Genomic DNA, 23,810 nt, shown 5'->3' on the forward strand with positions numbered 1-23,810 from the left:
CTGACCCGCTTCAGATCCCTGCCGATATCGCCGTCGCGCCATTCGGCTTCGATCTCCACCACCTCGTCATGGGAACGGCCGGCCGCAATCGCCGCGGCGATCTTGTCCGCCGCCAGCATGCCCGACAGCACCGCATTGTGGCTGCCCTTGATGCGCGGCACATTGACGAAACCGGCCGAACAGCCGATCAGCGCGCCGCCGGGGAAAGTCAGCTTCGGCACCGACTGGTAACCGCCCTCGGTGATGGCGCGTGCGCCATAAGAGAGGCGCTTGCCGCCCTCGAAGGTCTCGCGGATCGACGGATGCGTCTTGAAGCGCTGGAATTCCTCGAAGGGATAAAGATAGGGGTTCTTGTAGTTGAGGTGGACGACGAAGCCGACGGCGACGAGATTGTCCTCGAGATGATAGAGGAACGAGCCGCCGCCGGTCTTAAAACCGAGCGGCCAGCCGAAGGAGTGCTGCACCAGGCCCTGCCTGTGCTTCTCCGGCCTGACCTGCCACAGTTCCTTGATGCCGATGCCGAATTTCTGCGGCTCGCGATCCTTCGACAGCTCGAACCTGGCGATCAGCTGCTTGGCGAGCGACCCGCGTACGCCTTCGCCGATCAGCACATATTTGCCGTGCAGCTCCATGCCGCGGGTGAAGTTCGCACCCGGCTCGCCATTCTTCTCGATGCCCATGTCGCCGGTGGCGACGCCGATGACGGCGCCTTCGTCATTATAAAGCACTTCGGTTGCGGCAAAGCCCGGATAGATCTCGACGCCGAGCGCTTCCGCCTTTTCCGAAAGCCACCGACAGACCAGCCCAAGCGAGACGATGTAATTGCCGTGATTGTTCATGAGCGGCGGCATCAGGGCGTTCGGCAGGCGGATCGAACCGGCCGGACCTAAGAACAGGAACTGATCGTCCTTGACCTCTGTCTTGAAGGGATGCCCCTCCTCCTCGCGCCAGCCGGGCAGCAGCCGGTCGATGCCGATCGGATCGACGACGGCGCCCGACAGGATATGCGCACCGACTTCCGCACCCTTTTCGAGAACGACAACCGAAAGCTCCGGCTCCACCTGCTTCAGACGGATCGCCGCCGCAAGACCCGCAGGACCCGCACCGACAATCACAACGTCGAATTCCATCGATTCGCGGGGCATGGCTTCGTCCATCTCACTCTCCCAAATATTTCGCGTGCACCGCCTTCGCAACCTCGCGGTTGGCTGCGCGGTCGCCAAAATCCGTTTCCTTGTAATAGGATAGGGGCTGCTTCACCATTATATTCGCGCGCGATGAGATATGCGTCCTCGATATATCTTTGGCTATCGACACCACACACGGCTTTGACGGGAACGACGAAAAGAGCGCCGAGGCGCTCTCTCCATCCCGCCTCCCGATAGCGAAAATCAGTGCACCTCGCCGCCCAGATACAAGGCTCTCATGGCCGGATCGGCCAGGAGATCGCGCGCCGGGGCTTCGATCGCCACTTTTCCAAGCGACAGGACATAGGCCCGGTCCGCGACGCCCAGGGCTTCGAACGCATTCTGTTCCACCATGACGATGCACATGCCCTGGGTGTCGCGAATGGCGGCGATGGCGTCGAAGACCTCATGCAGCATCAGGGGGGACAGTCCCGCCGATGGTTCGTCAAGCAGCAGGATTTCGGGGCCTGCAATCAGCGCCCGCGCCAGGGAGAGAAGCTGTCGTTCCCCGCCTGACAGGGCGGAGGCTTTCCGTCCCTGTTTCGATGCGAGGGACGGATATTGCTCCATCAGCGCCTCATAACGCTCGGCCGTTGCCGTGCGATCGAGAAATCGCGCGCCAAGCCGCAGGTTTTCGGCGACCGTCAGGGTTCCGAACACATTGTCGGTCTGTGGCACATATCCGACGCGGTGATGGCGGACCTTTTCATGGATGGGTACGTCACTGACATTCTGGCCATGCATCGTGACCGTGCCTGCCCGCGGGCGCACAAAACCGGCGATGGTCTTGAGAAGGGTGGATTTGCCGCAGCCGTTCGGTCCCAGAATGGTCACGAGCTCCTTTCTGCCGGCCTTGAGGGAAATTCCGTTGAGAATGTCTGCGCCGTCACCATAGCCGGCGCGCAAATCGGAAGCATCGATCATCTTTGTACCATTCCGCCTTTTTCAACCGCCTTGCCGAGATAGGCCTCGACGACGCGAGGATTGCTTTCGAGTTCGCTAGGCAGGCAATCGGCAATGATTTCACCGCGATCCAGCACGATGCAGCGTGTGCAGAGATCCCGAATAAACAGCATGTCATGCTCCACGACGAGGCAGGCGCCGCCGCGCGAGACATAGCGGCGCAGAACATCGACCAGCTCGGAGCGCAACGACACGTGAACGCCTGCGGTAGGCTCGTCCAGACAAAGCAGCTTCGGATCGGCCCGCAAGGCCGTCGCGACCGAAAGGAGCTTCTTCTGGCCGCCGGACAAGGCGCTCGCGGCGTTACCGGCAACATGCGACAGCTTGAACTCCGCAAGCAGGGCATCGATATCGGAACCGAAGCTGACCGGGGCGAAGAGCCCCCCGTCCGTCCTTTTGCCGGCCTTGATGACTTCGCGGACCGTCATTCTGTGCGGCATGGACGGAAGCTGGAAGGTGCGCACCAAACCGAGATCGGTGATTGCCCGCACCGGCGCATTGGATATGTCCATACCGTTAAATGTCACCGATCCGCCGCTGCTTGGCAGGAACCCGGAAATCACGTTCAAGGCGGTGCTTTTTCCGGAGCCGTTCGGACCCAGCAGCCCGACGATTTCCCCGGGACGGACGGAGAGGGACACGTTTTCGAGGACGCTCAAGGGGCCGAAGGACTTGGCGAGCCGGCGAACGGTGAGAAGGTCAGTGCTCATGGCGATCTCCAATACGCTCTGGGAAGATCCCCTGCGGGCGCAGAAGGAGAAAGGCGAGGATCACGCTGCCGGTGAGCACCAGCCGCGCCGCCGCCACAAAATCGGATGGCAGTTCGAAATAATCCTTCACGAAGGGCACATAGGCCATCATGAACTGCATGACGATCGCGCCCAGAACCACACCCCGGTTGTTGGCGATGCCACCGACGATGACCATCGACCAGATCAGGAAAGTCTCAGGCGCGACAAGCAGTTCCGGCCCCACGAAGCTCAGATAATGGGCATAGAGCACCCCGGCCACGGCCGCGAGAAGGGCGGAAACGACGAGGACCACCGACCGTATATGATCGATATCGTAACCCAGCGACCGTGCGAGTTGCGGTTCCTCGCGGATAAGCTTCATGCCGAGGCCGAAGTTGGAGCGAACGAGCCTTTCACAGAGCCACCATGCCAGGATGAGAACGCTGCCGAACAGGAACAGGCGCGCCACGCCGTCCCACGGCCTGAGGCCGGCGAAGAGGAGAGGCAGGCCGGATATGCCCTGTGCGCCACCGGTCAAGCCCTCGAGATTGGTGGCGAAGATGCGAATGATCTCGGCGACCGACAAGGTCGCGATACCCCAGTAGTCCGAGGACAGACGCCGCCCAAGCCGGGCGAAGAACAGCGCCATGGCGACCGCAAGGACGAGGGCAAGCGGCAACCCCAGGAAAACGGGAAGTCCAAAATAGTGAACCAGACCGGCGCCATAGACGCCGCAGCCGAAAATCGCCACCAGGCCGAAATTCATCAACCCCATATATCCGGCCTGCAGATTGAGGCTGAGGGCGAGAATTCCGTAGATGAAGGCAATCGAGACGACATGAACAAGGAAGTCAGACACGTGTCACCTCGCTTACGAAAATGCCTTTGGGGCGGAACAATAAAATCGCGATCAGCAGCGCGAAGGAAGCGGCGGGTGCGTAACTTGCCGGTAGGAAGAAAAATTCCTGACCCGTGAGGAAACCGAAATTGACGTTGGTGACGAGGGTTTCCGCAGCGGCGATGATGATTGCGCCGACGACGGCGCCGAAGGCATTGCCGAGCCCGCCCAATATGGCGGCGGCGAACACCGAAAGCAGCATGTTGGTTCCCATGTCGATGCTGACGGAACCTCTAAGAGCCAGCATCGAGCCGCCCAGCGCCGCCAGAAGCCCGGAGAGGAACACGACGAAGGCCGTGACCCTGCCGTTGTTGACGCCGCTGGCGGCCGAAAGAACCGCATTGTTCGAGACTGCGCGCATATCCCGTCCAAGCGGCGTGCGGAACAGCAGCAGAGCAAAACCGATCAGAATGAGGATGGTGACCCCACCCGACAAGATCTGCATCTCGGTGATGCGTATTCCAAGAAACCGGGTCGCCGGGGCCACCGGAACGGAAAAACGCTGCGCGGCGGGGCCGAAGCCGAGCAGGAAAATCGCCGATAGCACCATGCTGAGCGCCAGCGATCCGATGAGGGCGATGGCCGGGTCGAGCCTGAGAAGGCGCTGGAAGAGAAACCGGTTGAACAGCTGGGCGAGAAGACCGACAAGAAGGGCGGAAATGGCGATTGCCAGAACAAGGGGGACGCCCTGTTTCTGCAAAGCCATGCCGGTGAAGGCGCCGACCACGGCATATTGCACCAGCGCAACATTGGGAAACCGGATCAGCGAATAGACCGAACTGAGCGCGACGGCGATCAACGCCAGATCTACCGCCCGGAACAGCGTGTCAAAAAGGAATTGCATGGTGAAAGAGCCGTTTTTGCAAGGCCGGGAGCGGCAAGCGCTCCCGGCCGGTTAAACCTTAGTAACGAACGAGGTCTTTGCCTTCGACCTTCAGCTTCTGATAGGGCTGCCAGAGGCGCTGGCCATCGGCATCGAGCTTGATCTCGCCGGTGGCGCCGTTCACCCCTTCTTTGCCGAGTTCGCCAATGGCCTTGAGGACCGCGGCGCGATCGGTCGAGCCTGCCTTGTTGAGGGCGGCGGCCGCGAAGATGATCGTGTCATGGGCGTAACCGCTCCAGGCCGAAGCGAAGGGTTGGCCATAGGCGGCCTCATAAGCCTGCTTGTAACCCGTGTCGCCGGCCGTGTAGTCGACATCCATGCCGATCAGGCCCTTCTTGAATTCCGCCGGCGTGTCGGCATTGTGCATGGTGATGAGCACGGAGTACCAGGGCTTGTCCTGGAGACCGAGTTCGTAGGATTCCTGCATCATCAGGCCGCCATCCGCGCCATAGGCGGTAAAGACATAGGCGTCGGGGCTGGAGGATTCCGCCTGCTGCAGCTCGCGCCGGTATGTCGTCTGCCCGGAAGTATACATGATCGTCGTGGTTATCTCGCCGCCGAGATCCTTGAAGTGTTTGGTGAACTCATTGGCCACGCCCTGTCCGAACGAATTGTTCATCGCCAGCACGGCGACTTTTTTCCAGCCGTGGGCGATGACGTCCTTGGCGGCGAATTCGGTGGAGACATTGTCGAGACCGACCATGGAAAAGGATGTCGCGCCGATCTTGCGGACGAGGCCGGAGGTGGAGGCCGGATTGAGATGCGGAACGCCTTCGCCAACGAGATATTGCCCCATGGGAATGGTGATGCCCGAGGAATATTCACCCATGACGATCGCGACCTTGTCCACGGAGACCAGCTTGCGCGCGGCGTCGATGGCGCGCTGCGACGTATTGCCGGAATCTTCGTAGATCACCTTCAGGGGCTGTCCGAGGACGCCGCCTTTTGCGTTGACTTCCTTGACCGCCAGTTCGATACCGCGGCGCTGGTCTTCGCCACCCCTCGCATTGACGCCCGACAGCGGCAGGACTGCGCCCACGAGAACATCCGCATGGGCGGGAATAACCATCGCCAGAAAGGATGCCAGGGCAAGAAATCGAGTGTTCATCTTCATTATGTTCCCCTTGATTGATGATGTTTGGACGAGGTTCCAGGGCACGCCCGAAGCGTGTTCCGGCATGAAATCGATATGCAAAATCCCGCCCGGGAATATGTTCCCCGAGTTCGGTCGAGGCGCTCCCGCGTGGAGAGACACCGCAGATGTGATTGGAGGATTGTGACCGGCTCGGCGCCGGCAATCGTTCCCGGTTATTATTGCAGCGAATGGCTGTCTTGTTATTGAGCCTACTGTGGCCGGGCAGGAGCCTTCGAAAAACTAGAATTGCGCGATAAGCGCTATATCTAAATTTTATTGGCGCTTTCCGAGACCGGGATCGCGTCGGCGCACGGGATCGTTCAAAGCCGGCACGCTGCGCCGCGTCTCCCGCGATGAAGTCTAAGCATGTGAAATAGCCGATAAGGCCCTGGTTGCGCATCGAGGCACAACGCGGCAGGCGTTGTCGGCCCCCCAAATCTCAGGCGGAAAGTACGGATGCGGTGAGCCAGTCGCGCAGGAGCCGCGTGGTTTCTTCGGGCTTTTCCAACGGCGGAAGATGGCCGCATTCCTCGAAGACATGCAGGCGCGATCCGGGGATATACGCATGCAGCAGTTCGCTTTCGGGCAAGGGCGTCAGAATGTCTTCGGCGCCAACACCAATCAGTGTTGGAACCGTGATGGCGGACAGGTGAGGCCGAGAATCGACCCTGCCGAGGATGGCGCGCTGTTGGCGCACATAGGCTTCACCTCCCACGCGCAGAGCCATGTCCTGGACGCCTTGCGCCACGGGGCCGCCGAGGTGGCGATGATGGACGAGCTGCGGCAGCAGCCGGCTGGTGACGCCCGTAAACCGACCGAGAGCCAGGCTTTTTATTCCGGCAAGCCGCGCAGCGGCCTTGGCGGGTGTATCCGGGGCCGCGGATGTGTCGAGCAGCGCCGCTCCGGCGATCCGGTCTGGAAATTGCCTGAGCAGCTCGAATGCGACATAGCCACCCATTGAAAGAGCGATGATCACAAATCGCCCGCCAGCGTGTGCCGTGACCCTTTGCGCCATGCCGGCGATGGTGTCGTCCAGCGTCAGGTCCGCGACAATCGCCGGCGCGACATCGCCCAGAGCGTTGACCTGTTTTTCCCACAATTGCCCGTCGCAAAGCAGGCCGGGCAGGAAAACGATCGTTGGAACGGTCATGGCGCTCTTCGCAATTATAGTTTCGCGGTCAATTCGGGCACCACTGTAAAGAGATCGCCCACCAGGCCGTAATCGGCGATCTGGAAAATCGGAGCCTCCTCATCCTTGTTGATCGCGACGATGACTTTTGAGTCCTTCATGCCGGCAAGGTGCTGGATCGCCCCTGAGATACCGACGGCGATATAAAGTTCAGGCGCGACGACCTTTCCGGTTTGTCCGACCTGCCAGTCGTTCGGGGCATAACCGCTGTCGACGGCGGCGCGGGAAGCGCCGACGGCGGCATCCAGCTTGTCGGCAAGGGTCTCGACGATCGCGAAGTTTTCCGTCGATCCGATACCGCGCCCGCCCGAAACGACCCGGGAAGCCGATGCCAGTTCAGGGCGAATGCTCCTGGTAAGGTCATCGGCAACCCATTGCGACAACGCCGGATTGTCGGAAACCGGGAGGTTGGTGATCGTTGCCGGCTGGCCCTGGCCGGCGGCTTCGAAACTCGCGGTCCGAATGGTGAAAACCTTGATCGCGTCTTTAGACCTGACCGTCTGTATCGCGTTGCCCGCATAGACGGGCCGCTCGAACGTGTCGCCATCGAGGATGGCGGAAACTTCGGAGATGACCATGACGTCGAGAGAGGCCGCCACACGCGGCAGCACATTCTTGGAATGCGTCGTCGCTGCCGCGGCGATATATTGGTGGCTGCCTGCGAGATGAACGATCAGTTCGGCAAGCGGCTCCGCAAGGCCGTGATCGTAGAGGTCGCTCTCCGCGACATGGACCGCGGCAACGCCGGCAATCGCCGCCGCTTCCAAAGCGGCCGCCCCTGCCGCGCTGCCCGCGCACAGGACAGTCACAGGTCCCAGAGCACTGACCGCACTCACCGCCTTGGCGGTGGCGTCGCGATTGAGTTTCCCGTCTATGAATTCAGCAACGATCATTACGGACATTAGAGGACTCCTGCTTCCTTGAGCTTGGCAACCAGTTCATCGACCGAAGCGACCTTGATACCCGCTTTCCTGCCGGCCGGCTCGCGGGTGGAGATCACCTCCAGACGCGGCGTGACGTCGATCCCGAGACTGGCGACGGTCATTTCCTCGAGCGGCTTCTTCTTTGCCTTCATGATATTCGGAAGCGAAGCATAACGCGGTTCGTTCAAACGCAGGTCCGCCGTCACCAGAGCCGGAAGCTTCACTTCGATTGTCTGCAATCCGCCATCGACCTCGCGGGTTACTTTTGCGACCGTTCCGGCAATTTCCACCTTGGACGCGAAGGTCGCCTGACCCCAGCCGAGGAGAGCGGCCAGCATCTGTCCCGTGGCGTTCATGTCGTTGTCGATTGCCTGCTTGCCGGCGATGATCAGCGAGGGCTGCTCCTTCTCGGCCAGCGCCTTGATGATCTTGGCCACCGCCAGCGGCTCGATGTCGCGATGAACATCGTCGGATGCGACAACCAGAATGGCGCGGTCGGCGCCCATGGCCAGCGCGGTTCTCAGCGTATCGGCCGCCTGTTGGACGCCGATGGAGACGACGACGACCTCCGTGGCGGCTCCGGCCTCCTTCAGCCGCACGGCCTCTTCGACGGCGATTTCGTCGAAAGGGTTCATCGACATTTTCACATTCGCCAGGTCGATGCCGGTTCCGTCCGACTTGACGCGCGGCTTGACGTTGTAATCGATCACCCTCTTGACGGGCACGAGGATCTTCATGGGCTTCTTCCTTTGAATTGCGATCTTTACCGGTCAGGCGACGGCGTCCACGACGCCGCCGACAAGGTTTTCCCTCATCAGGCGCTGGTCGAGCGTTCCCTTCGGTTTTGCGATCGCCTGATAATAGGTGGTCAGCTTCATGGCGGCGCTACGGGCGACGCTCACGGCCTCTGCAGCCGATACCGGCCGGAACGCGACCGGGTCGCGCGGGCGGAGCTGGACGAAGGCGTCCAGATCGCAGTCCAGCACCGTTGCAATCTTCGGATAGCCGCCTGTCGTCTGGTGATCGGCCAGCAGAACCGTGGCGACGCCATCGCCGGCGACCTGAACCGAGCCGCGCACGATCGGCTCGGAGGGCATGTCGAGCGGCGCGTCGGGGGCGATGACCGGCCCCGCCAGCCGGACACCCATGCGATCCCAGGCATCGGTCATGCGCCAGGTCCCGGAGCGGAACGCGGCAATCGACGGCGCTCCGAAAAATCGCTGTTGCGGCCCGAGCACCACCCGGACCTCGCTTCGCGGGCGGGCGCAGACCGGGCAGGGGATATCGCCTTCACGCTCCTCGCGCCGGGTCGCATCGCCAACCGTCAGCTGCTGGCCGGCGCTCAGCCGGCCGCCGCCAAAACCCGACAGCATATGGGTCGAAGCGCTGCCGAGCCATGTCGGCGTCTGCAACGCGCCGGCGAAGGTGAGATAGGACCAGCTGCCCCACGGACCCGGCCGGATTGCCAGTTTTTCCCCGGCCGCCAGCGTGGCGACGGTCCAGGCCCCGCGCTTCTGGTCGGCGTGATCGACAATGAAGCCGCCGCCGGCAACGGCAAAACTGACGGTGCCGGAAAGGCATTGCAGAACAAGCCCTCCCATGGAGATTTCAATGCCCGGCGCATTGGCCGGATTTCCCAAGGCCACATTGGCGGCGGCGAAAGACAGCCTGTCCATCGGGCCGGAGGCCGGCACGCCGTAACGCATCAGCCCGTAGCGCCCGCCATCCTGAATGGAGACATGCGGGCCGGCAAAGGAAACGGATAGGATCGCATCGCTCATCGGCCGGCCTCCCTGTCGAATTCCGTGCGTGTGATCCGGCGGAACCGGACCTTGTCGCCGACGTCGAAAAGAAACGGGCGATCGGCGTCGCCGGTGAGAATTGGCGTCGGCGAGCGGCCGATGATCCACCAGCCGGTGGGCATGGTGATCGTTGAGACCAGGCATTGCGGACCGGCGATCAGCACGCTGCCAGCCGGCACGCCACGCACGGCGGCGGGCTTGCGCGGCATTCCAATCTTTTCCGGCACGCCGGCGAGATAGGCGTAGCCGGGGGCAAAACCATACATGAAAACGTCATAGTCGCCGCTGAGATGGGCCTCGATCACCGCTTCAGTCGTCACGCCCGCCGCCTCGGCGACCGCCGATATATCCGGGGCGAATTCATCGTCATAGCAGACGAGGACGTCTCGCAGGCTTGCCGGCGTTTCAGCCGATCCGGCCTCGCCGAGCAAGCGCCGCGTAGCCGCTTCTGCCTGCCCGTGGTCGGTAAGCAGGGGGTTGAAGCGAAGCAGAAGCGAAGCATAGGCCGGTATCGCTTCGACAAAACCCGCGAAAGGCTGTGTGGCTAGGGTTCGATCCAGCTTTATCACGCGGGCATGGATCGCATGGTCGATGGTTTCGCCGAACTCGACGAGCAGGCTGTGATCGGCAACAGGGCTAAACACCGGAAAGGAGCGAGTGAAAGACGTCACCTCAATAGGCGCCTTTAACCGCAATGAAATCGGCGTCTGTCAGCGCGACGCGGGCGCCCGTATAGGTTTTTTGCATCGAAAATTCCTCAAACTGCCAGAAAGGGAGCAATCGAGATTCCCGCCGTTTCGAGACGGCCGCGAATCGTCTTCGCCATTTCGACCGCGCCTTGGCTGTCGCCGTGCACACAGATCGAGTGGGCCGCAAGATATACGGTCTCACCGTCGATTGTCGGCATCTTGCCATCCTCGAGAAACCTGACGAGACGGCCGGCGGCTTCCTCGACGTCGTGCAGGACCGAACCTTCGCGCGACCTCGGCACCAGTCTGCCATTTGGAAGATAGGCGCGATCCGCGAAGATTTCCGAAAAGACCTCGATGCCGGCGGCGCGTGCGGAAAGTTCCAGCTCCGTGCCGGAAATGGCAAGGATGGCAAGGCGGCCGGGAAGGGCTGCGGTTGCAGCGACGATCGCATCCGCCACCGCACGGTCATCGGCGGCCAGATTGCCGAGCGCGCCATGCGGCTTGACGTAACGCACGTCAGCGCCGGCAAGTGCGGCCACGCCCTGAAGGCTTCCGACCTGCGCCGCAACCATCCGCCCGATCTCGGATGGCGTCATCGGGATCACGCGTCTGCCAAAGCCTTCGCGATCGGCGTAACCGGGATGCGCGCCGATAACCACGCCGCGCTCCGCCGCGTTCTTCAGCGTGAGAAACATCGTTTCGGGATCGCTCGCGTGCCCGCCACAGGCGATGTTGGCGGAGGTGACGACGGCGAGCATCGCCGCGTCGTCACCCATCCGCCAGGGGCCGAACCCTTCACCGATATCCGAATTGAGATCGATCTTCATCTCTCGGGCTCACGTTCCCGGCCGGTTGGTGGATCGGGTCAGCAGCGTAACGCCACCGTCTTCGGCCGTGTCGTAATAGGTGAAACCGGTCCGGTTGGACCGGCGGCCCGACATCTTCACCGGAATGCCGGATGCCGCCTGCGCCGCATCCGCATCGGCAACCTCAAAGCCCAGATGAAAGACGCCTTCGCCTTTCGTCTTGAGGAATTCCCGCTGGGGGCTCGCGTCTTCGCTCGGCTGGCAAAGCTGGAGCTGGAAGTTCGGCAGGTTGCAGATGCGATATTGCATCTTGTTGAAGGCGACCGGGTTCGGAACGTTCAGCTCTTCATATTCGGCGAGCGGCGGATAGGCGATCCAGGGACCGATGCCGATAGACTCGTAATAGGCCTGCGTCTTGTCGATATCGTTGACGACGAGGCAGATATGGTGGAGCTTTTCGAAAATCTGGTTCATGGCTTAGTCCTCCTTGCTGGGCATGACGTAGTTCAGGACGCGGCGGCCGCCATCGGGGTAGATGGTTTCGCCGGTGATGAAGGACGCATCGTCGCTGGCAAGGAACGCCACGACGGAGGCGATCTCCTCCGGCTCTCCATAGCGTCCCATCGGGGTGCGCATCATGATGGCCTTGTGGCCGGCGCTGTTGACGAAATCGCCCGCGACCATCTCGCTCATGATGGTGCCGGGGCCGACGCCGACGACGCGGATGCCGTGCGGCGCAAAGGCGACAGCGCCGGTGCCGGTGACCTGGTTCATGCCGCCCTTCGAAATCGCGTAAGGCGCGACATTCGGATTGGCCAGTCCGGAATTGATCGACGACATGTTGATGATCACGCCGCCATGACCCTGGGCGATCATCTGCCGGCCGGCCGCCTGCGTGCCGAAAAACGCGCCTTTCAGATTGATGGCCAGAACCGTGTCATAGGTCTCTTCGGTCACGTCGAGAAAAGGCACGATCGGGCAGATGCCGGCATTGTTGACCATGATGTCGAGCTTGCCGAATTTTTCGACGGCCGCGGCGACGAGTTGTTCCACCTGCTGCTTGCTGCTGACATCGGCCACGACCGATACGAGGTTGCCGGCCGAGCCAAGTTCCTTGACCGTCGTATCGAGACGCTCCGCGTCGACATCGGCGATCACGACGCTGGCGCCTTCCGAGAGGAAACGCACGGCCGTCGCCCGGCCGATTCCCCGTGCGGCACCGGTCACAACGACCACTTTGCCCTCAAACCTCATGTTCTTCTCCTTCAATAAATAATGCTCTCGGGCAGGGGGCTGCCCGTTCGAATGCGATGATAGCCGAGCGGCGTAAGATCGAGACTGGTATAATTGCCATGGGCGATCAATTCGGCCACGCCTCGGCCGGCGGCGGGGGCATGCATGACGCCATGCCCGGAAAAACCGGTCGAGAATACGAGATTGCCGATCTCGTCATGCAGCCCGATAACGCCGTTATGGTCCAGTTCGTTGATTTCGTAATGGCCGGCCCAGGACCGTTCAAGCCGAAGCTCTTCCATGGCGTTCACGCGGGTCGCCAGCGCCGGCCAGAAGACCTCCTCCATCAGGTCGTGATGCGGTTCGAAATCATCGGTCGCATCGTGGTCCTGATCGGCCGGCGGCTGAATGCCGCCAATGAAACCCTCGCCCTCTGGACGCACCCAGATGCCGGAGGAATCGAACAGCATCGGGAAATTGCCGGCCCTGAGCGGGGCGCGGAACGAAAAAACGGTTCGTTTTTTCGGTGTGACCGGCAGGGCCTGCCCAAGCGCCGAGGTCAGCGCGCCGGATGCGGGGCCGGCCGCCATCACGCACCAGTCACAGGGCAGGCGATCGCCATTTTCCAGCAATACGGCGCTCACGCGGCTTGCAACGATATCGAAGCCGGTGACTTTGCCGGTGATGTATCGCACGCCAAGATCCTTGGCGGCGCCACGTACCAGCGACAGAAGCGACCAGGCATCGAACCAGCCCTCTCCCGTCGCTCCGAAAGTGCCGATGCCGATATCCTCGACCGATATGTAAGGAAAACGCGCCGCGATCTCGTCTGGCGACAACGCCACCACATCCGCGCCCTCGGCCTTCTGCATGTCGACCGCGAGGCGGCGGGTTTCGACGGTCTCGGGTCCTCCAAGGATCAGATAGCCCTTCTCGACATAACCTATGTCTGCGCTTTGGCCGAAGATATCCTTTATGTTGCGGAAGAAATCTACTCCGAACAGGCTCATGTGGATGTTGACGGGCGTACCAAACTGGGTGCGGATCGACGCTGCGGACAGCGCGGTCGAACAGAATTGATAGGTCGGATCCTTTTCGACGACGGTGATATCGCCGGTAAAGCCTTCGCGGCGCAGGAACCATGCCGCGAAACTTCCCATGATCGCACCGCCGACAATGACGACGCTGGCTTTATCGGTTTTATCCATCTCGACCTCAGCGAATGATGAAGGGGTTGGCGACCTGACCGGCGGTATCGATCCACACCGTCTTCGTCTGGAGATAGGCGTCGATCGCCTCCTGGCCGCTTTCACGGCCGACCCCGCTGCGTTTATAGCCACCGAACGGCGCCATATAGCTGACCGCGCGATAGGAATTGACCCAGACGGTGCCGGCCTCGAGGCTGGCGCTGCCGCGAATGGCGCGGGCGATATCGGCCGTCCAGAGACCCGCCGCAAGCCCGTAGGGGCTGTCATTGGCGATGGCGTAGGCTTCTTCCTCGTCGTCGAACGGAATGATCGACAGAACCGGGCCGAACACCTCCTCGCGGGCGATCCGCATCCGGTTGTTCACGCCGGTGAAAATCGTCGGCTCCACGAACCAGCCGTCTTTCAATTCGGCCGCATCGGGGCACTTGCCGCCAAGAACCGCCTCGGCCCCTTCCGCCCGCGCAATGTCGAGATAGGAGAGAACCCTTGCGCGTTGCGCCTGGGTCGTGATGGGTCCGACCTGTGTTTGCGCATCCGATGGGTTGCCGATACGGGCGGTGGCGGCCAGTTTGACGACGCCGTCAACGACCTGATCGTGGACCGACCGCTGCACCAGAAGTCGCGAACCGGCAATGCAGGTCTGGCCGGATGCGGCGAAAATGCCGGAAATCGCGCCATTGACCGCATTGCCGATATTCGCGTCGGCGAAAACGATATTGGCGGATTTGCCGCCCAGTTCCAGCGTCACGGTTTTCAGCCCCTCGGCGGCGGCGCGGTAAACCGCGATGCCGCCGGGTTCGCCGCCGGTGAAGGCGATTTTCGCCACATCGGGGTGGTTGACCAGAGGCACGCCCACTTCAAGCGGCATTCCGGTGACGGTGTTAACGACGCCGGGCGGAAACCCGGCCTGTTCGAACAGTTTCACGAATTCAAGCGCGGAGACCGACGTGTGCTCGGAGGGCTTGATGACGACCGTGTTGCCGGCGGCCAGAAGCGGCGCGAGCTTCCACGTCAGAAGCATAAGCGGCGAGTTCCACGGAACGATTGCCGCGATGACACCGATAGGCTCGCGCCGGGTGAAGGCGAACATGCCGGCCTTGTCGATGGGCAGGACGGAGCCTTCGATCTTGTCGGCGAGGCCGCCGAAATAGCGGAACCATTCCGGAATGTAGCGAAGCTGGGCGGTCATTTCCGCAAGCAGCTTGCCGTTGTCGCGGGTTTCGAGGGCTGCGAGGCGTTCGGCATTTTCGGCGATGAGATCGGCGAGCCGGACAAGCAGTTTGCCGCGCGCGGTTGCGGTCAGGCCGGCCCATTGCGGCGAGCGAAAGGCTTTGCGGGCGGCAGCGACGGCCGCTTCCACTTCCGCCGGACCGTCGAGCGGCACGAGCGCCCAGGGCTTGCCGGTGAAGGGATCGAGGGATTCGAACGTCTCACGCACGGCCACGCGTTTGCCATCGACGGTATTTTGAAAACGATCAAGCGCCATTTGCTCCTCCGCACCACTCAAAAACGAAAACCGGGAGAGCCGTCACAAGCCCTCCCGGCGGATTTCAGCAGGTCGTAAGCCCGAGATGGGCGCGAAAACGGTTCTTGATGAAGACGGCGTCGCGCGGCGGCAGAGAACGCGGCAGGTTTTCGGCTTTGATCTTGAGCACGAACAGGCGCGGTCCCGAAGCGGGCGTCCGCAGCCGCGCCACCAGCGCATCCACCTCCTCGAGGCTGCGCAGTTCGGCCGTGTCGACGAAACCGCAGGCGGCGGCGATGCGGTCGAAAGCGATGCCGCGTCCGGTGTGGCTCGACTGCATGCCGGTTTCGCCGAAATGCTGGTTGTCGAGCACGATGATATCGAGGTTCTTCGGGGCCGCCACCGAAATCGTCGCAAGCGCACCGAAGGCCATCAGCTGCTCGCCGTCGCCGGTAATGACCATGACGCGTTTATCCGGCTGGGCCTGGGCGATGCCGAGACCGGTGAGGGCCGCGCCGCCCATGGCGCCCCAGAGGTAATAATTGCCGTCGACATCGCCGGCGGCATGCACGTCGTAGCTCGGCGAGCCAAGGCCGGTGACGACAAGTGCGCCGTCGCGTGGGGCGAGGAGCTTGTTGACGGCTTCACGGCGGTCCATCGTGTTATTGGTCATCGTCTCTTACCACTTCTTCTTTCCAAGCAGGCGCTGTCCAATCAGAACCGCGATCTGCTGATCCGCATCGAATGCCATGCCGGCGGCCTGACCGACGATCTCGATCAGATCTTCGCCCGTTTCCGCCCTCAGCACCGTCACGCCAATTGCGCGAAGCGAAGCTTCCGTCGCCTGGCCCATCGGCACCTGCCAGGGGTTGAACTCGGCCCATTCGCCGCGCATGGTCACGAGCATGAGAAGGGGCGTGCGCGTCTGGACGGGGAGGGAAAGCATGTTGATGCAGTTTCCGACGCCGGATGATTGCATGAGGATCACCGAACGCTGACCGCCCAGCCAGGCGCCGGTTGCAATCGCGATGCCTTCCTCTTCCGTGGTCAGCACATTGGCCGTCATACCGGCGTCCTCGTTGAAAAGGCGGATCAATGTGGAATGCCCCGCATCCGGAACATAGGACATGTGGCTGATGCCGGCGGCCTTCAGCGTATCATAGAGTTCCAGCGGCCAGTCCACGGCCAGATCGCGCATTTCTGCGCTTTTGGTAATCGCTGCTGCGGCAGTCATCAAATTCTCCTCGCATGGCTGTTTCCTCTTCTATAGCCTTGCCGGAATTTGTTCACATCGACCCTTTTTAATGATCAGATATAGCGGTATTGTATAGCATGGAAATATCTCAGCTACGCACCCTCATTCACGTCGCAGAACTCGGCAGCCTCTCAAAGGCGTCTGACCGTCTGCACATCGCGCAACCGGCCCTGAGCCGCCAGATCCGCCTCCTGGAGGAGGAGTTGGGCGTGCGGCTTTTCGACCGCCACGGTCGCGGGATGATCGTTACAGATCAGGGGCAGGACGTATTGCGGCATGCCATGCGGGTCATGGGCGAGCTGGAGGAAATCCGGGCGTCTGTTGCCGAAGGCGATGCGCCGCTGCGGGGTCATGTGTCGATAGGCATGCCGCCGACCGCGGCGGATATCCTGACGGAACCCTTGGTCGCGGCGTTTCGGGAAGCGCATCCCGAGGCGACCCTGCGCATTGTCAGCGCCTATTCCGGTTATCTGCTCGACTGGATGCATCGCGGCGAAATCGACGCGGCGATCCTCTACGATCCGAAATCGGCGCGAACGCTCCGGGTTCAGCCCCTGCTTGAGGAAGTCCTGTTTCTCATCGGGCCGCCGGGGACCGGCCTTTCGCTGGATGTACCCGTCGACTTCGGCGATCTGGAGGGCGAGCGCCTGCTGTTGCCAAGCGCGGGGCACGGTCTTCGCGCCATTCTCGACAAATGCGCCGATGAGCGGGGCTTTTCGCTGCATGTTCCGGTCGAGGCGGACAGCTATTCCACGCTGAAGACCCTGGTTCGCGGCGGACATGGCTCGACCATCCTGCCCAAGGCGCCGATCCATCGCGATATCGCGCTTGGCCAGCTCTGCGCCGCACCGCTTGTGAACCCCGTTCCCATGCGACGTTTGATCATGTCCTACCCGACGGATCGCCCGGTGCCTCGGCTGGCGCGCTTCGCAGGCCAAACGATCGCGTCAAATATCGTGGGCATGGTGGAGCAGGGCGTCTGGCCGGGAAGGCTGCCCCCGGATGAGCCAAAGCCCGATGGTGGCGTTTCCAAAACCCGGTTGATGCGATCGTCCGCCCTATGAGCCCGTGACATTTGGTGACCGGCCTCCGGCACGAGCCATACAATCAGTTTATAGCTGATCTAGCTGTCTTGTCGTTGTCGGCATCCCTCATCTCTGGCAAGCATAGTTGTCAAATGAATGGGAGATACCGCCGATGAGCCAGACAGTCGAAACATATCCGGAAATTCGCGAGGCTGTCGCAAAGCTCTGCGGCAAGTTTCCAGGAGAGTACTGGCGTCGGCTTGACCGCGAAATGGCTTATCCGCAGGAATTCGTCGACGCCTTGACGGAAGCCGGCTGGTTGTCCGTGCTGATCCCCGAGGAATATGGCGGTGCGGGCCTGCCGCTGTCGGCAGCAGCCGCCATTCTGGAGGAAATGCAGCGCGCCGGCTGTAATGGCGGCGCTTGCCACGCCCAGATGTATACGATGGGGACGCTTCTGCGCCATGGCTCGGCGCAGCAGAAGGAAAAATACCTTCCGAAGATTGCCAGCGGCGAATTGCGCCTTCAGGCCTTCGGAGTGACGGAGCCGACGAGCGGCACCGATACCGGCGCGCTCAAGACCACCGCCAAACGCGACGGCGATCATTTTGTCATCAACGGCCAGAAAATCTGGACCAGCCGCGCCGAATATTCCGATCTCATGCTGCTTCTGGCGCGAACGACGCCATTGAAGGAGGGGATGAAAAAGACCGAGGGTCTGTCAGTGCTGCTGGTCGACATGCGCGAAGCGGTCGGAAACGGCCTCACCATCCGCCCGATCAGGACGATGATGAACCATGCCACCACGGAAGTTTTTTTCGACAATCTGCGGGTGCCCGCACAGAACCTGATCGGCGAAGAGGGCAAGGGTTTCCGGTATATTCTCTCCGGCATGAATGCCGAGCGTATTCTAATCGCGGCCGAATGTGTCGGCGATGCGAAGTGGTTTATCGAAAAGTCGGTCGACTATGCCAAGAGCCGCAGCGTCTTTGGCCGCCCCATCGGACAGAATCAGGGTATTCAGTTTCCCATCGCCAAGGCTTACGCCAATATGCGGGCGGCGGAGTTGATGGTGCGGGAAGCGCTCGGTCTCTACGAGGCCGGGGCCAATCCCGGAGCCGAGGCCAACATGGCCAAGATGCTGGCGGCGGATGCCAGCTTTGAAGCCGCGAATGCCGCGATCCAGACCCATGGCGGCTTCGGTTTTGCCGAAGAATATGATGTCGAACGCAAATTCCGCGAGACCCGTCTCTATCAGGTCGCGCCTATTTCGACGAACCTGATCCTGTCCTATCTGGCCGAGCATGTGCTGGGCCTTGCCCGTTCCTATTGAGGTCAACCATGAATATTCTGATTGTCTATGCCCATCCCGAACCGACCTCGTTCAACGGAGCGATGAAAGACCTTGCGGTCAAAACGCTTTCCGCCCTGGGGCACACGGTCGTGGTCTCTGATCTTTATGCCATGGGCTGGAACCCGGTGACGGGCGAGGGTGATTTTCTCGGGGAGCGCTCCGATCCGACGCGTCTCAGCATCGCCCGTGAACAGACCCATGCGATGGAGACCGGAACGATCGCGGCGGATATCGCCGCCGAACAGGCCAAGCTTGCCAATGCCGATCTGGTGATCTTTCAGTTCCCGGTCTGGTGGTTCGGCATGCCGGCGATCCTCAAGGGCTGGGCGGACCGTGTTTTTGCCCGCGGTTTCGCCTATCTCGCCGGGCGCAAATACGATACCGGCATGTTCAAGGGAAAGCTGGCGATGGTTGCCGCCACGACCGGCACTTCGGCGGATACCTATGCCCCCGATGGCATCGATGGTGACATTCTTACCGTGCTGTGGCCGATCCATAACGGCCTTTTCCGCTATAGCGGCTTCGACGTCCTGCCGCCCTATGTCGCTTATATGCCCGGCCGCGAGGACGAGGCGGGGCGTAAAAGGCAGCTCGACGGTTATCGCGCGCATCTTGAGACGCTGGAAACCACGCCGCGCCTGTTTTTCCATTCCGCCGAGGATTACGGCCCGAACGAGCGTCTGAAGCCGGGCGTTCTGGCAAGATCGGGACAGCAGCGCAATGTCTGAGGGCGCGCTCTCCGGTCTTTTGGTCATCGCCATCGAACAGGCCGTGGCCGCGCCGCTCTGCACGGTGAGGCTCGCGGATGCCGGTGCCAGGGTGATCAAGATCGAGCGCGCGGGCGGCGAAACCGCCCGCAATTACGATAGCGCCGTCAAAGGCACGTCGGCCTATTTCGCCTGGCTCAATCGCGGCAAGGAAAGCGCCGTTCTCGATCTGAAGGACGAGCGCGACCTGAGCCTTCTGTCCGCGCTTCTCGAAAAAGCCGACGTCCTCGTCCAGAACCTCGTGCCCGGCGCGCTGGCGCGGATGGGCTTTACGCCCGAGGTCATCGCCGCACGTTTTCCGCGTTTGATCGCGGTCTCGATCAACGGCTACGGACAGGATACCGCCTGCGCGCCGATGCGCGCCTACGACATGCTGGTGCAGGCCGAAAGCGGGCTGTGCGCCGTGACCGGCACGCCCGACACGCCATCGAAAATCGGCGTCTCGGCTGCGGATATCGCGACGGGAATGAACGCGCATGCGGCCATTCTCGAGGCGCTGATCGAACGGGAGCGCAGCGGCCGCGGCCGGCAGATCGAAGTGGCGATGTTCGACGGCATGGCGGACTGGATGGCGGTGCCGCTGCTGCATTACGAACATGCGGGGCGCGAAACCGGCCGGTTCGGCCTGTCGCACGCCTCCATCTATCCTTACCGCCCGTTTGCCTGCGCCGACGGCACATTGATCGTCGCGACACAGACGAATGCCGAGTGGAAAAAACTGTGCGAGCAGGTGCTAGATCGCTCGGAACTGGCCGAGCATCCCGATTTCGCCACGAACCCGCTGCGGGTCTCGAACCGCGTCGCGCTCGATCGTGAGCTTGAACCCGCCTTTCGTGCCCTCGACGTTGCCGACGCGGTCGCCCGGCTGGATAAGGCCGGCATCGCCTGGGGCCGCTATACCGAGGTTCGCGATCTGGGGTCTCATCCGGCCCTTCGCCGCGTCGAGGTCGCCCTGGCTGACGGCACCCTGATCACCCTTCCGAGACCGGCAGGGCGCGATGCGGGCTTCCGCCCCGGCCCGGTTCCGGGTCTCGGAACCGACACGGACAACATCCGGGCCGAATTTTTACCCGGCTGACACCGACCGATGCCGAATTAATCGAAGACCTTGCGAAACTGTGACGAGTTCGCGACGAGAGGAGCGTTCGCCTGTGAGTACATTTTCCGGCGCTGTCTTCAAGATGGCGGAGCAGCAGTTCGAAACCATCGCCGATCATATCGGCATTCCCACCCATGAAAGAGCACGGATATTGATGCCGAAGCGGGCGATCACGGTCGCTTGCCCCATTCGCCGCGATGATGGCACCATTGCGGTTTTCGAAGGTTATCGCGTCCAGCATCACCTTACCTTCGGCCCGACCAAGGGCGGAACGCGTTATGCCGCGAATGTCGATCTGGGAGAGATCGCCGCGCTGGCAATCTGGATGAGCTGGAAATGCGCCCTGGCCGGTCTCCCTTATGGTGGAGCGAAGGGCGGCATCGCGGTCGATCCCTACAGCCTTTCCCCGCGCGAGCTGGAAGGTCTTTCGCGCCGCTACATGCAGGAAATGATCCCCTTTGTCGGCCCCGATACGGATGTTCCGGCTCCGGATATGGGAACCAACGAGCAGGTCATGGCCTGGTTCATGGATACCTATTCGTCGTATCAGGGCGCGACGGTGCCGGGCGTTGTGACCGGCAAACCCGTCGCCATCGGCGGCACGGTCGGACGCCGTGAGGCGACCGGGCGCGGTGTCGCCCATCTTGCGGCCCGCGCCATGGATCATCTCGGCATCGCTCCATCCGGGGCAACGGCCATCGTTCAGGGTTATGGCAATGTCGGCTCCTATTCGGCCCGCACCTTGCAGGACATGGGCCTGCGCATTCTCGGGGTCAGCGACCATACCGCCTGTTATTACGATCCGCGCGGTCTCGATCTCGACGCCATCGACGCCCATGTCGCGAAACACGGCGTTCTGGCGGGCTGGAGCAGCGAGGCCGCCTTCGATCCATCCCAACTTCTGACGCAGCCATGCGATGTTCTCGTTCCCGCTGCGGTCGAGCGTGTCATCGATGCCGAGGTTGCAGCCGGGCTGAAGTGCCGGATTCTCGCGGAAGGCGCGAACGGCCCCACCACCCCCGAGGCCGATCTCGTTCTCGACGAGCGGGGCGATATCTTCGTCGTTCCCGATATTCTGTGTAACTCCGGCGGCGTCATCGTCAGTTATTTCGAATGGGTGCAGGGTCTCCAGCGGCTGTTCTGGGAAGAGGAGGAAGTGACGCGTCGAACGAATATCATTCTCGACCGTGCTTTCAACCAGGTGTTGGAGCGCGCCCGGGTCGACGGCGTTTCGAACCGCATCGCGGCCATGACAATCGGCGTCGAACGCGTTCTCGACGGCAAGCGCCGTCGCGGCATTTTTCCGTGATCGGCAAACAGGAAGGGATGAAAGCATGACCGAGCAAACCGATTTTTCCGCCTGGATCGACCGAACGGACAAGGGCCTGCCGGAAGAGGTGACGGGCCGGCTTCTGGACCGGTATCGCGCGACCCTAGACCCTCACCTTGTGGATACGGGTCATGCGCCGGCCGGGATCCATTGGTGCCTGTCTCCACCGGCCGTGACGGCTGCGCTGCTCGGCCAGGACGGCCATCCCCAGAAAGGCGGCTTCCTTCCTCCCGTTCCTTTGCCAAGGCGAATGTGGGCCGGCGGCGAACTGGAGTTCCTCGATCCGCTGCGCGAAGGCGACATCGTCACGCGGACGTCGCGCATTGCCGACATAAGGCGCAAGGAGGGGCGAAGCGGCGTTCTGTGTTTCGTCACTGTCAACCATGAACATGCCACGCATCGGGGCGTCGCGATCCGCGAACGGCAGGATATCGTCTACCGGGCGGCCGCAACCGCGCCGGCGACCGCAGCGCCGGCGAATGCAAGGGGCGATGCCGATCTGCAAGCCGAAGTGCAAGTCGACACGGTCATGCTGTTTCGATACTCCGCCTTGACCTTCAACGGGCATCGCATTCACTATGATGAGCACTATGCGCGCGCGGTCGAGTTCTATCCCGGTCTCGTCATCCACGGACCGCTTCAGGCGACCCTGCTGTTGAATTTTGCCGCGACCCTTGGGGGAGGAATGCCGCGTAAATTCAGCTTCCGGGGAGAAAGCCCCGCCTGCGGCGCTCAGACGCTGCGGCTGCGGGCCTGGAAAAATGCGGGCGGGAGCGAGCTTGCGACGGTGACCGGCGATAACGTCACGGCAATGACGGGAACAGCGACATGGTAAGGCGCTTTTCCCCTGTCGTGGCGCCGCTGTTCGTCCCCGCCACCCGTCCCGAACGCTTCCTCAAGGCGGCGCAGAGCGGCGCGGATGCGATCATCATCGATCTGGAGGATGCCGTTGCCGCGGCCGAGAAGGAGCAGGCCCGCGCCCGTCTCGCCGCTTTCGATCTGGCGACCCTGCCGGTGCCGGTCTATGTGCGGACCAATGCGTCGAATACGCAATGGTTCGTCGATGATCTCGACGCCATTGCGCGCATGGCGGTGGCGGGCATCATGCTTCCCAAAACCGAAACGGAAGACGATTTGCGGGATGTCGCCGAGCGTTCAGGCGAGGCCTTGCCGGTGATCGGCCTGATCGAGACGGCGATCGGCGTCAATGGCCTGCCGCAGCTTGGACAGGCATCCAATCTCGCGCAGATGGCTTTCGGCTCGATCGATTTTGCGCTCGATATCGGAGCGCGGCATCAACGCGACAGTCTTCTCCTTGCCCGCTCTGCCCTGGTCCTGCACGCGCGGGCGGCCCGGTTGCCCGCCCCGCTCGATGGTGTGACGGTCGCGATCTCCGATGCCGGGGCCTTGGCGGCCGATTGCGACCACGCGGCAGCCCTCGGTTTTGGCGGAAAACTTGCCATTCATCCAGCCCAGATCGAAGCCATCCGCACGGCGTTCCGGCCTTCCGCGGAAGAGATCGCCTGGGCGAGGAAAGTCCTGTCCGCCGAGGCGGACGCTGCCGGTGCGGCGGTGAAGCTCGACGGGGCAATGATCGACGCGCCGGTCGCGGAACGGGCAAGGCGGATCCTCGCCCGCGCGACCTGATATCGCCAACCCAACGAGCCGCCCTTTGGCCTGCGGAAGCGGGCCGTTTCAACGCGCGATTTTTCGTCCAACAGGAAGGTGACGGCAGGGATGACCGAACCATTGATTGCAAGGCAGGCGCAGGCCCGCCTCGGCGGCGGTGCGAAGCGCATCGATGCGCAACATGCCAAGGGCAAGCTGACGGCGCGCGAGCGTATCGATGTGCTTCTGGATGAAGG

Annotated in this window: 25 protein-coding genes; 7 read left to right on the top strand and 18 right to left on the bottom strand. The window is 62.1% G+C overall.

What is annotated here, in order from left to right:
- The 18 genes from ACI2KA_RS25760 to ACI2KA_RS25845 all read right to left on the bottom strand — a co-directional run.
- The coding region (locus tag ACI2KA_RS25760; RefSeq protein WP_404505287.1) for an NAD(P)/FAD-dependent oxidoreductase at nt 1–1,157 on the bottom strand (1,157 nt) is incomplete at its 3' end.
- 234 nt (nt 1,158–1,391) lie between these two features.
- Entirely contained in the window at nt 1,392–2,111 is a 720-nt protein-coding gene (locus ACI2KA_RS25765) for an ABC transporter ATP-binding protein (RefSeq protein ID WP_404505288.1), read from the bottom strand.
- Nucleotides 2,108–2,860: an ABC transporter ATP-binding protein gene (locus ACI2KA_RS25770; protein WP_404505289.1), complete on the bottom strand. Its 753-nt coding sequence runs from the start codon at nt 2,858–2,860 to the stop codon at nt 2,108–2,110. Before ACI2KA_RS25770 ends, ACI2KA_RS25765 begins: the two co-directional genes overlap by 4 nt.
- The gene (locus ACI2KA_RS25775; RefSeq protein ID WP_404505290.1) at nt 2,850–3,740 is read right to left on the bottom strand and encodes a branched-chain amino acid ABC transporter permease; all 891 of its coding nucleotides are present in this window, start codon (nt 3,738–3,740) and stop codon (nt 2,850–2,852) included. The genes ACI2KA_RS25770 and ACI2KA_RS25775 overlap by 11 nt, the downstream gene beginning before the upstream one ends.
- Nucleotides 3,733–4,623: a branched-chain amino acid ABC transporter permease gene (locus tag ACI2KA_RS25780; protein ID WP_404505291.1), complete on the bottom strand. Its 891-nt coding sequence runs from the start codon at nt 4,621–4,623 to the stop codon at nt 3,733–3,735. The genes ACI2KA_RS25775 and ACI2KA_RS25780 overlap by 8 nt, the downstream gene beginning before the upstream one ends.
- A 58-nt stretch (nt 4,624–4,681) precedes the next feature.
- A complete protein-coding gene (locus tag ACI2KA_RS25785; protein ID WP_404505292.1) occupies nt 4,682–5,770 on the bottom strand; it encodes an ABC transporter substrate-binding protein in 1,089 nt (362 codons plus the stop codon).
- 466 nt (nt 5,771–6,236) lie between these two features.
- A complete protein-coding gene (locus ACI2KA_RS25790; protein ID WP_404505293.1) occupies nt 6,237–6,947 on the bottom strand; it encodes an alpha/beta fold hydrolase in 711 nt (236 codons plus the stop codon).
- A gap of 14 nt (nt 6,948–6,961) precedes the next feature.
- A complete protein-coding gene (locus tag ACI2KA_RS25795) occupies nt 6,962–7,888 on the bottom strand; it encodes an electron transfer flavoprotein subunit alpha/FixB family protein (RefSeq protein WP_404505294.1) in 927 nt (308 codons plus the stop codon).
- Complete coding sequence (locus tag ACI2KA_RS25800; protein WP_404505295.1) at nt 7,888–8,646, bottom strand: electron transfer flavoprotein subunit beta/FixA family protein; 759 nt, start codon at nt 8,644–8,646, stop codon at nt 7,888–7,890. The genes ACI2KA_RS25795 and ACI2KA_RS25800 overlap by 1 nt, the downstream gene beginning before the upstream one ends.
- Nucleotides 8,647–8,679: 33 nt before the next feature.
- Entirely contained in the window at nt 8,680–9,690 is a 1,011-nt protein-coding gene (locus ACI2KA_RS25805) for a biotin-dependent carboxyltransferase family protein (protein WP_404505296.1), read from the bottom strand.
- On the bottom strand, nt 9,687–10,382 hold the full coding sequence (locus tag ACI2KA_RS25810; RefSeq protein WP_404505297.1) for an allophanate hydrolase subunit 1: 696 nt from the start codon (nt 10,380–10,382) through the stop codon (nt 9,687–9,689). The genes ACI2KA_RS25805 and ACI2KA_RS25810 overlap by 4 nt, the downstream gene beginning before the upstream one ends.
- Nucleotides 10,383–10,468: 86 nt before the next feature.
- The gene (locus tag ACI2KA_RS25815) at nt 10,469–11,230 is read right to left on the bottom strand and encodes a LamB/YcsF family protein (protein ID WP_404505298.1); all 762 of its coding nucleotides are present in this window, start codon (nt 11,228–11,230) and stop codon (nt 10,469–10,471) included.
- A 9-nt stretch (nt 11,231–11,239) separates the two neighbouring features.
- Complete coding sequence (locus ACI2KA_RS25820) at nt 11,240–11,683, bottom strand: VOC family protein (RefSeq protein ID WP_404505299.1); 444 nt, start codon at nt 11,681–11,683, stop codon at nt 11,240–11,242.
- 3 nt (nt 11,684–11,686) lie between these two features.
- Nucleotides 11,687–12,463 (bottom strand): SDR family NAD(P)-dependent oxidoreductase, encoded by a 777-nt coding sequence (locus tag ACI2KA_RS25825; protein ID WP_404505300.1) that lies wholly within the window; start codon nt 12,461–12,463, stop codon nt 11,687–11,689.
- An 11-nt stretch (nt 12,464–12,474) separates the two neighbouring features.
- Entirely contained in the window at nt 12,475–13,650 is a 1,176-nt protein-coding gene (locus ACI2KA_RS25830; RefSeq protein ID WP_404505301.1) for an NAD(P)/FAD-dependent oxidoreductase, read from the bottom strand.
- A 7-nt stretch (nt 13,651–13,657) separates the two neighbouring features.
- Nucleotides 13,658–15,136, bottom strand: a complete 1,479-nt coding sequence (locus tag ACI2KA_RS25835) for an aldehyde dehydrogenase (RefSeq protein WP_404505302.1) — start codon at nt 15,134–15,136, stop codon at nt 13,658–13,660.
- 64 nt (nt 15,137–15,200) lie between these two features.
- A complete protein-coding gene (locus ACI2KA_RS25840) occupies nt 15,201–15,788 on the bottom strand; it encodes a thiamine pyrophosphate-dependent enzyme (RefSeq protein WP_404505303.1) in 588 nt (195 codons plus the stop codon).
- Nucleotides 15,789–15,794: 6 nt separating this feature from the next.
- Entirely contained in the window at nt 15,795–16,349 is a 555-nt protein-coding gene (locus ACI2KA_RS25845) for a phosphonopyruvate decarboxylase (RefSeq protein ID WP_404505304.1), read from the bottom strand.
- Nucleotides 16,350–16,447: 98 nt separating this feature from the next.
- On the opposite strand from ACI2KA_RS25845, the gene ACI2KA_RS25850 reads away from it, so the two are divergent.
- From ACI2KA_RS25850 to ACI2KA_RS25880, 7 genes are all read left to right on the top strand, one after another.
- Entirely contained in the window at nt 16,448–17,434 is a 987-nt protein-coding gene (locus ACI2KA_RS25850; RefSeq protein WP_404505305.1) for a LysR substrate-binding domain-containing protein, read from the top strand.
- 133 nt (nt 17,435–17,567) lie between these two features.
- Complete coding sequence (locus ACI2KA_RS25855) at nt 17,568–18,728, top strand: acyl-CoA dehydrogenase family protein (protein ID WP_404505306.1); 1,161 nt, start codon at nt 17,568–17,570, stop codon at nt 18,726–18,728.
- 8 nt (nt 18,729–18,736) lie between these two features.
- Complete coding sequence (locus tag ACI2KA_RS25860; protein ID WP_400821057.1) at nt 18,737–19,477, top strand: NAD(P)H-dependent oxidoreductase; 741 nt, start codon at nt 18,737–18,739, stop codon at nt 19,475–19,477.
- Nucleotides 19,470–20,594: a CaiB/BaiF CoA transferase family protein gene (locus tag ACI2KA_RS25865; RefSeq protein ID WP_404505307.1), complete on the top strand. Its 1,125-nt coding sequence runs from the start codon at nt 19,470–19,472 to the stop codon at nt 20,592–20,594. Before ACI2KA_RS25860 ends, ACI2KA_RS25865 begins: the two co-directional genes overlap by 8 nt.
- A gap of 73 nt (nt 20,595–20,667) precedes the next feature.
- Nucleotides 20,668–21,924, top strand: a complete 1,257-nt coding sequence (locus tag ACI2KA_RS25870; protein ID WP_404505308.1) for a Glu/Leu/Phe/Val dehydrogenase — start codon at nt 20,668–20,670, stop codon at nt 21,922–21,924.
- A 25-nt stretch (nt 21,925–21,949) separates the two neighbouring features.
- On the top strand, nt 21,950–22,780 hold the full coding sequence (locus ACI2KA_RS25875) for a MaoC family dehydratase N-terminal domain-containing protein (protein WP_404505309.1): 831 nt from the start codon (nt 21,950–21,952) through the stop codon (nt 22,778–22,780).
- A complete protein-coding gene (locus ACI2KA_RS25880; RefSeq protein ID WP_404505310.1) occupies nt 22,774–23,592 on the top strand; it encodes an HpcH/HpaI aldolase/citrate lyase family protein in 819 nt (272 codons plus the stop codon). The genes ACI2KA_RS25875 and ACI2KA_RS25880 overlap by 7 nt, the downstream gene beginning before the upstream one ends.
- Nucleotides 23,593–23,810 lie beyond the last annotated feature (218 nt).

Source organism: Agrobacterium sp. NPDC089420, assembly GCF_044900305.1.
GTDB lineage: Bacteria > Pseudomonadota > Alphaproteobacteria > Rhizobiales > Rhizobiaceae > Agrobacterium.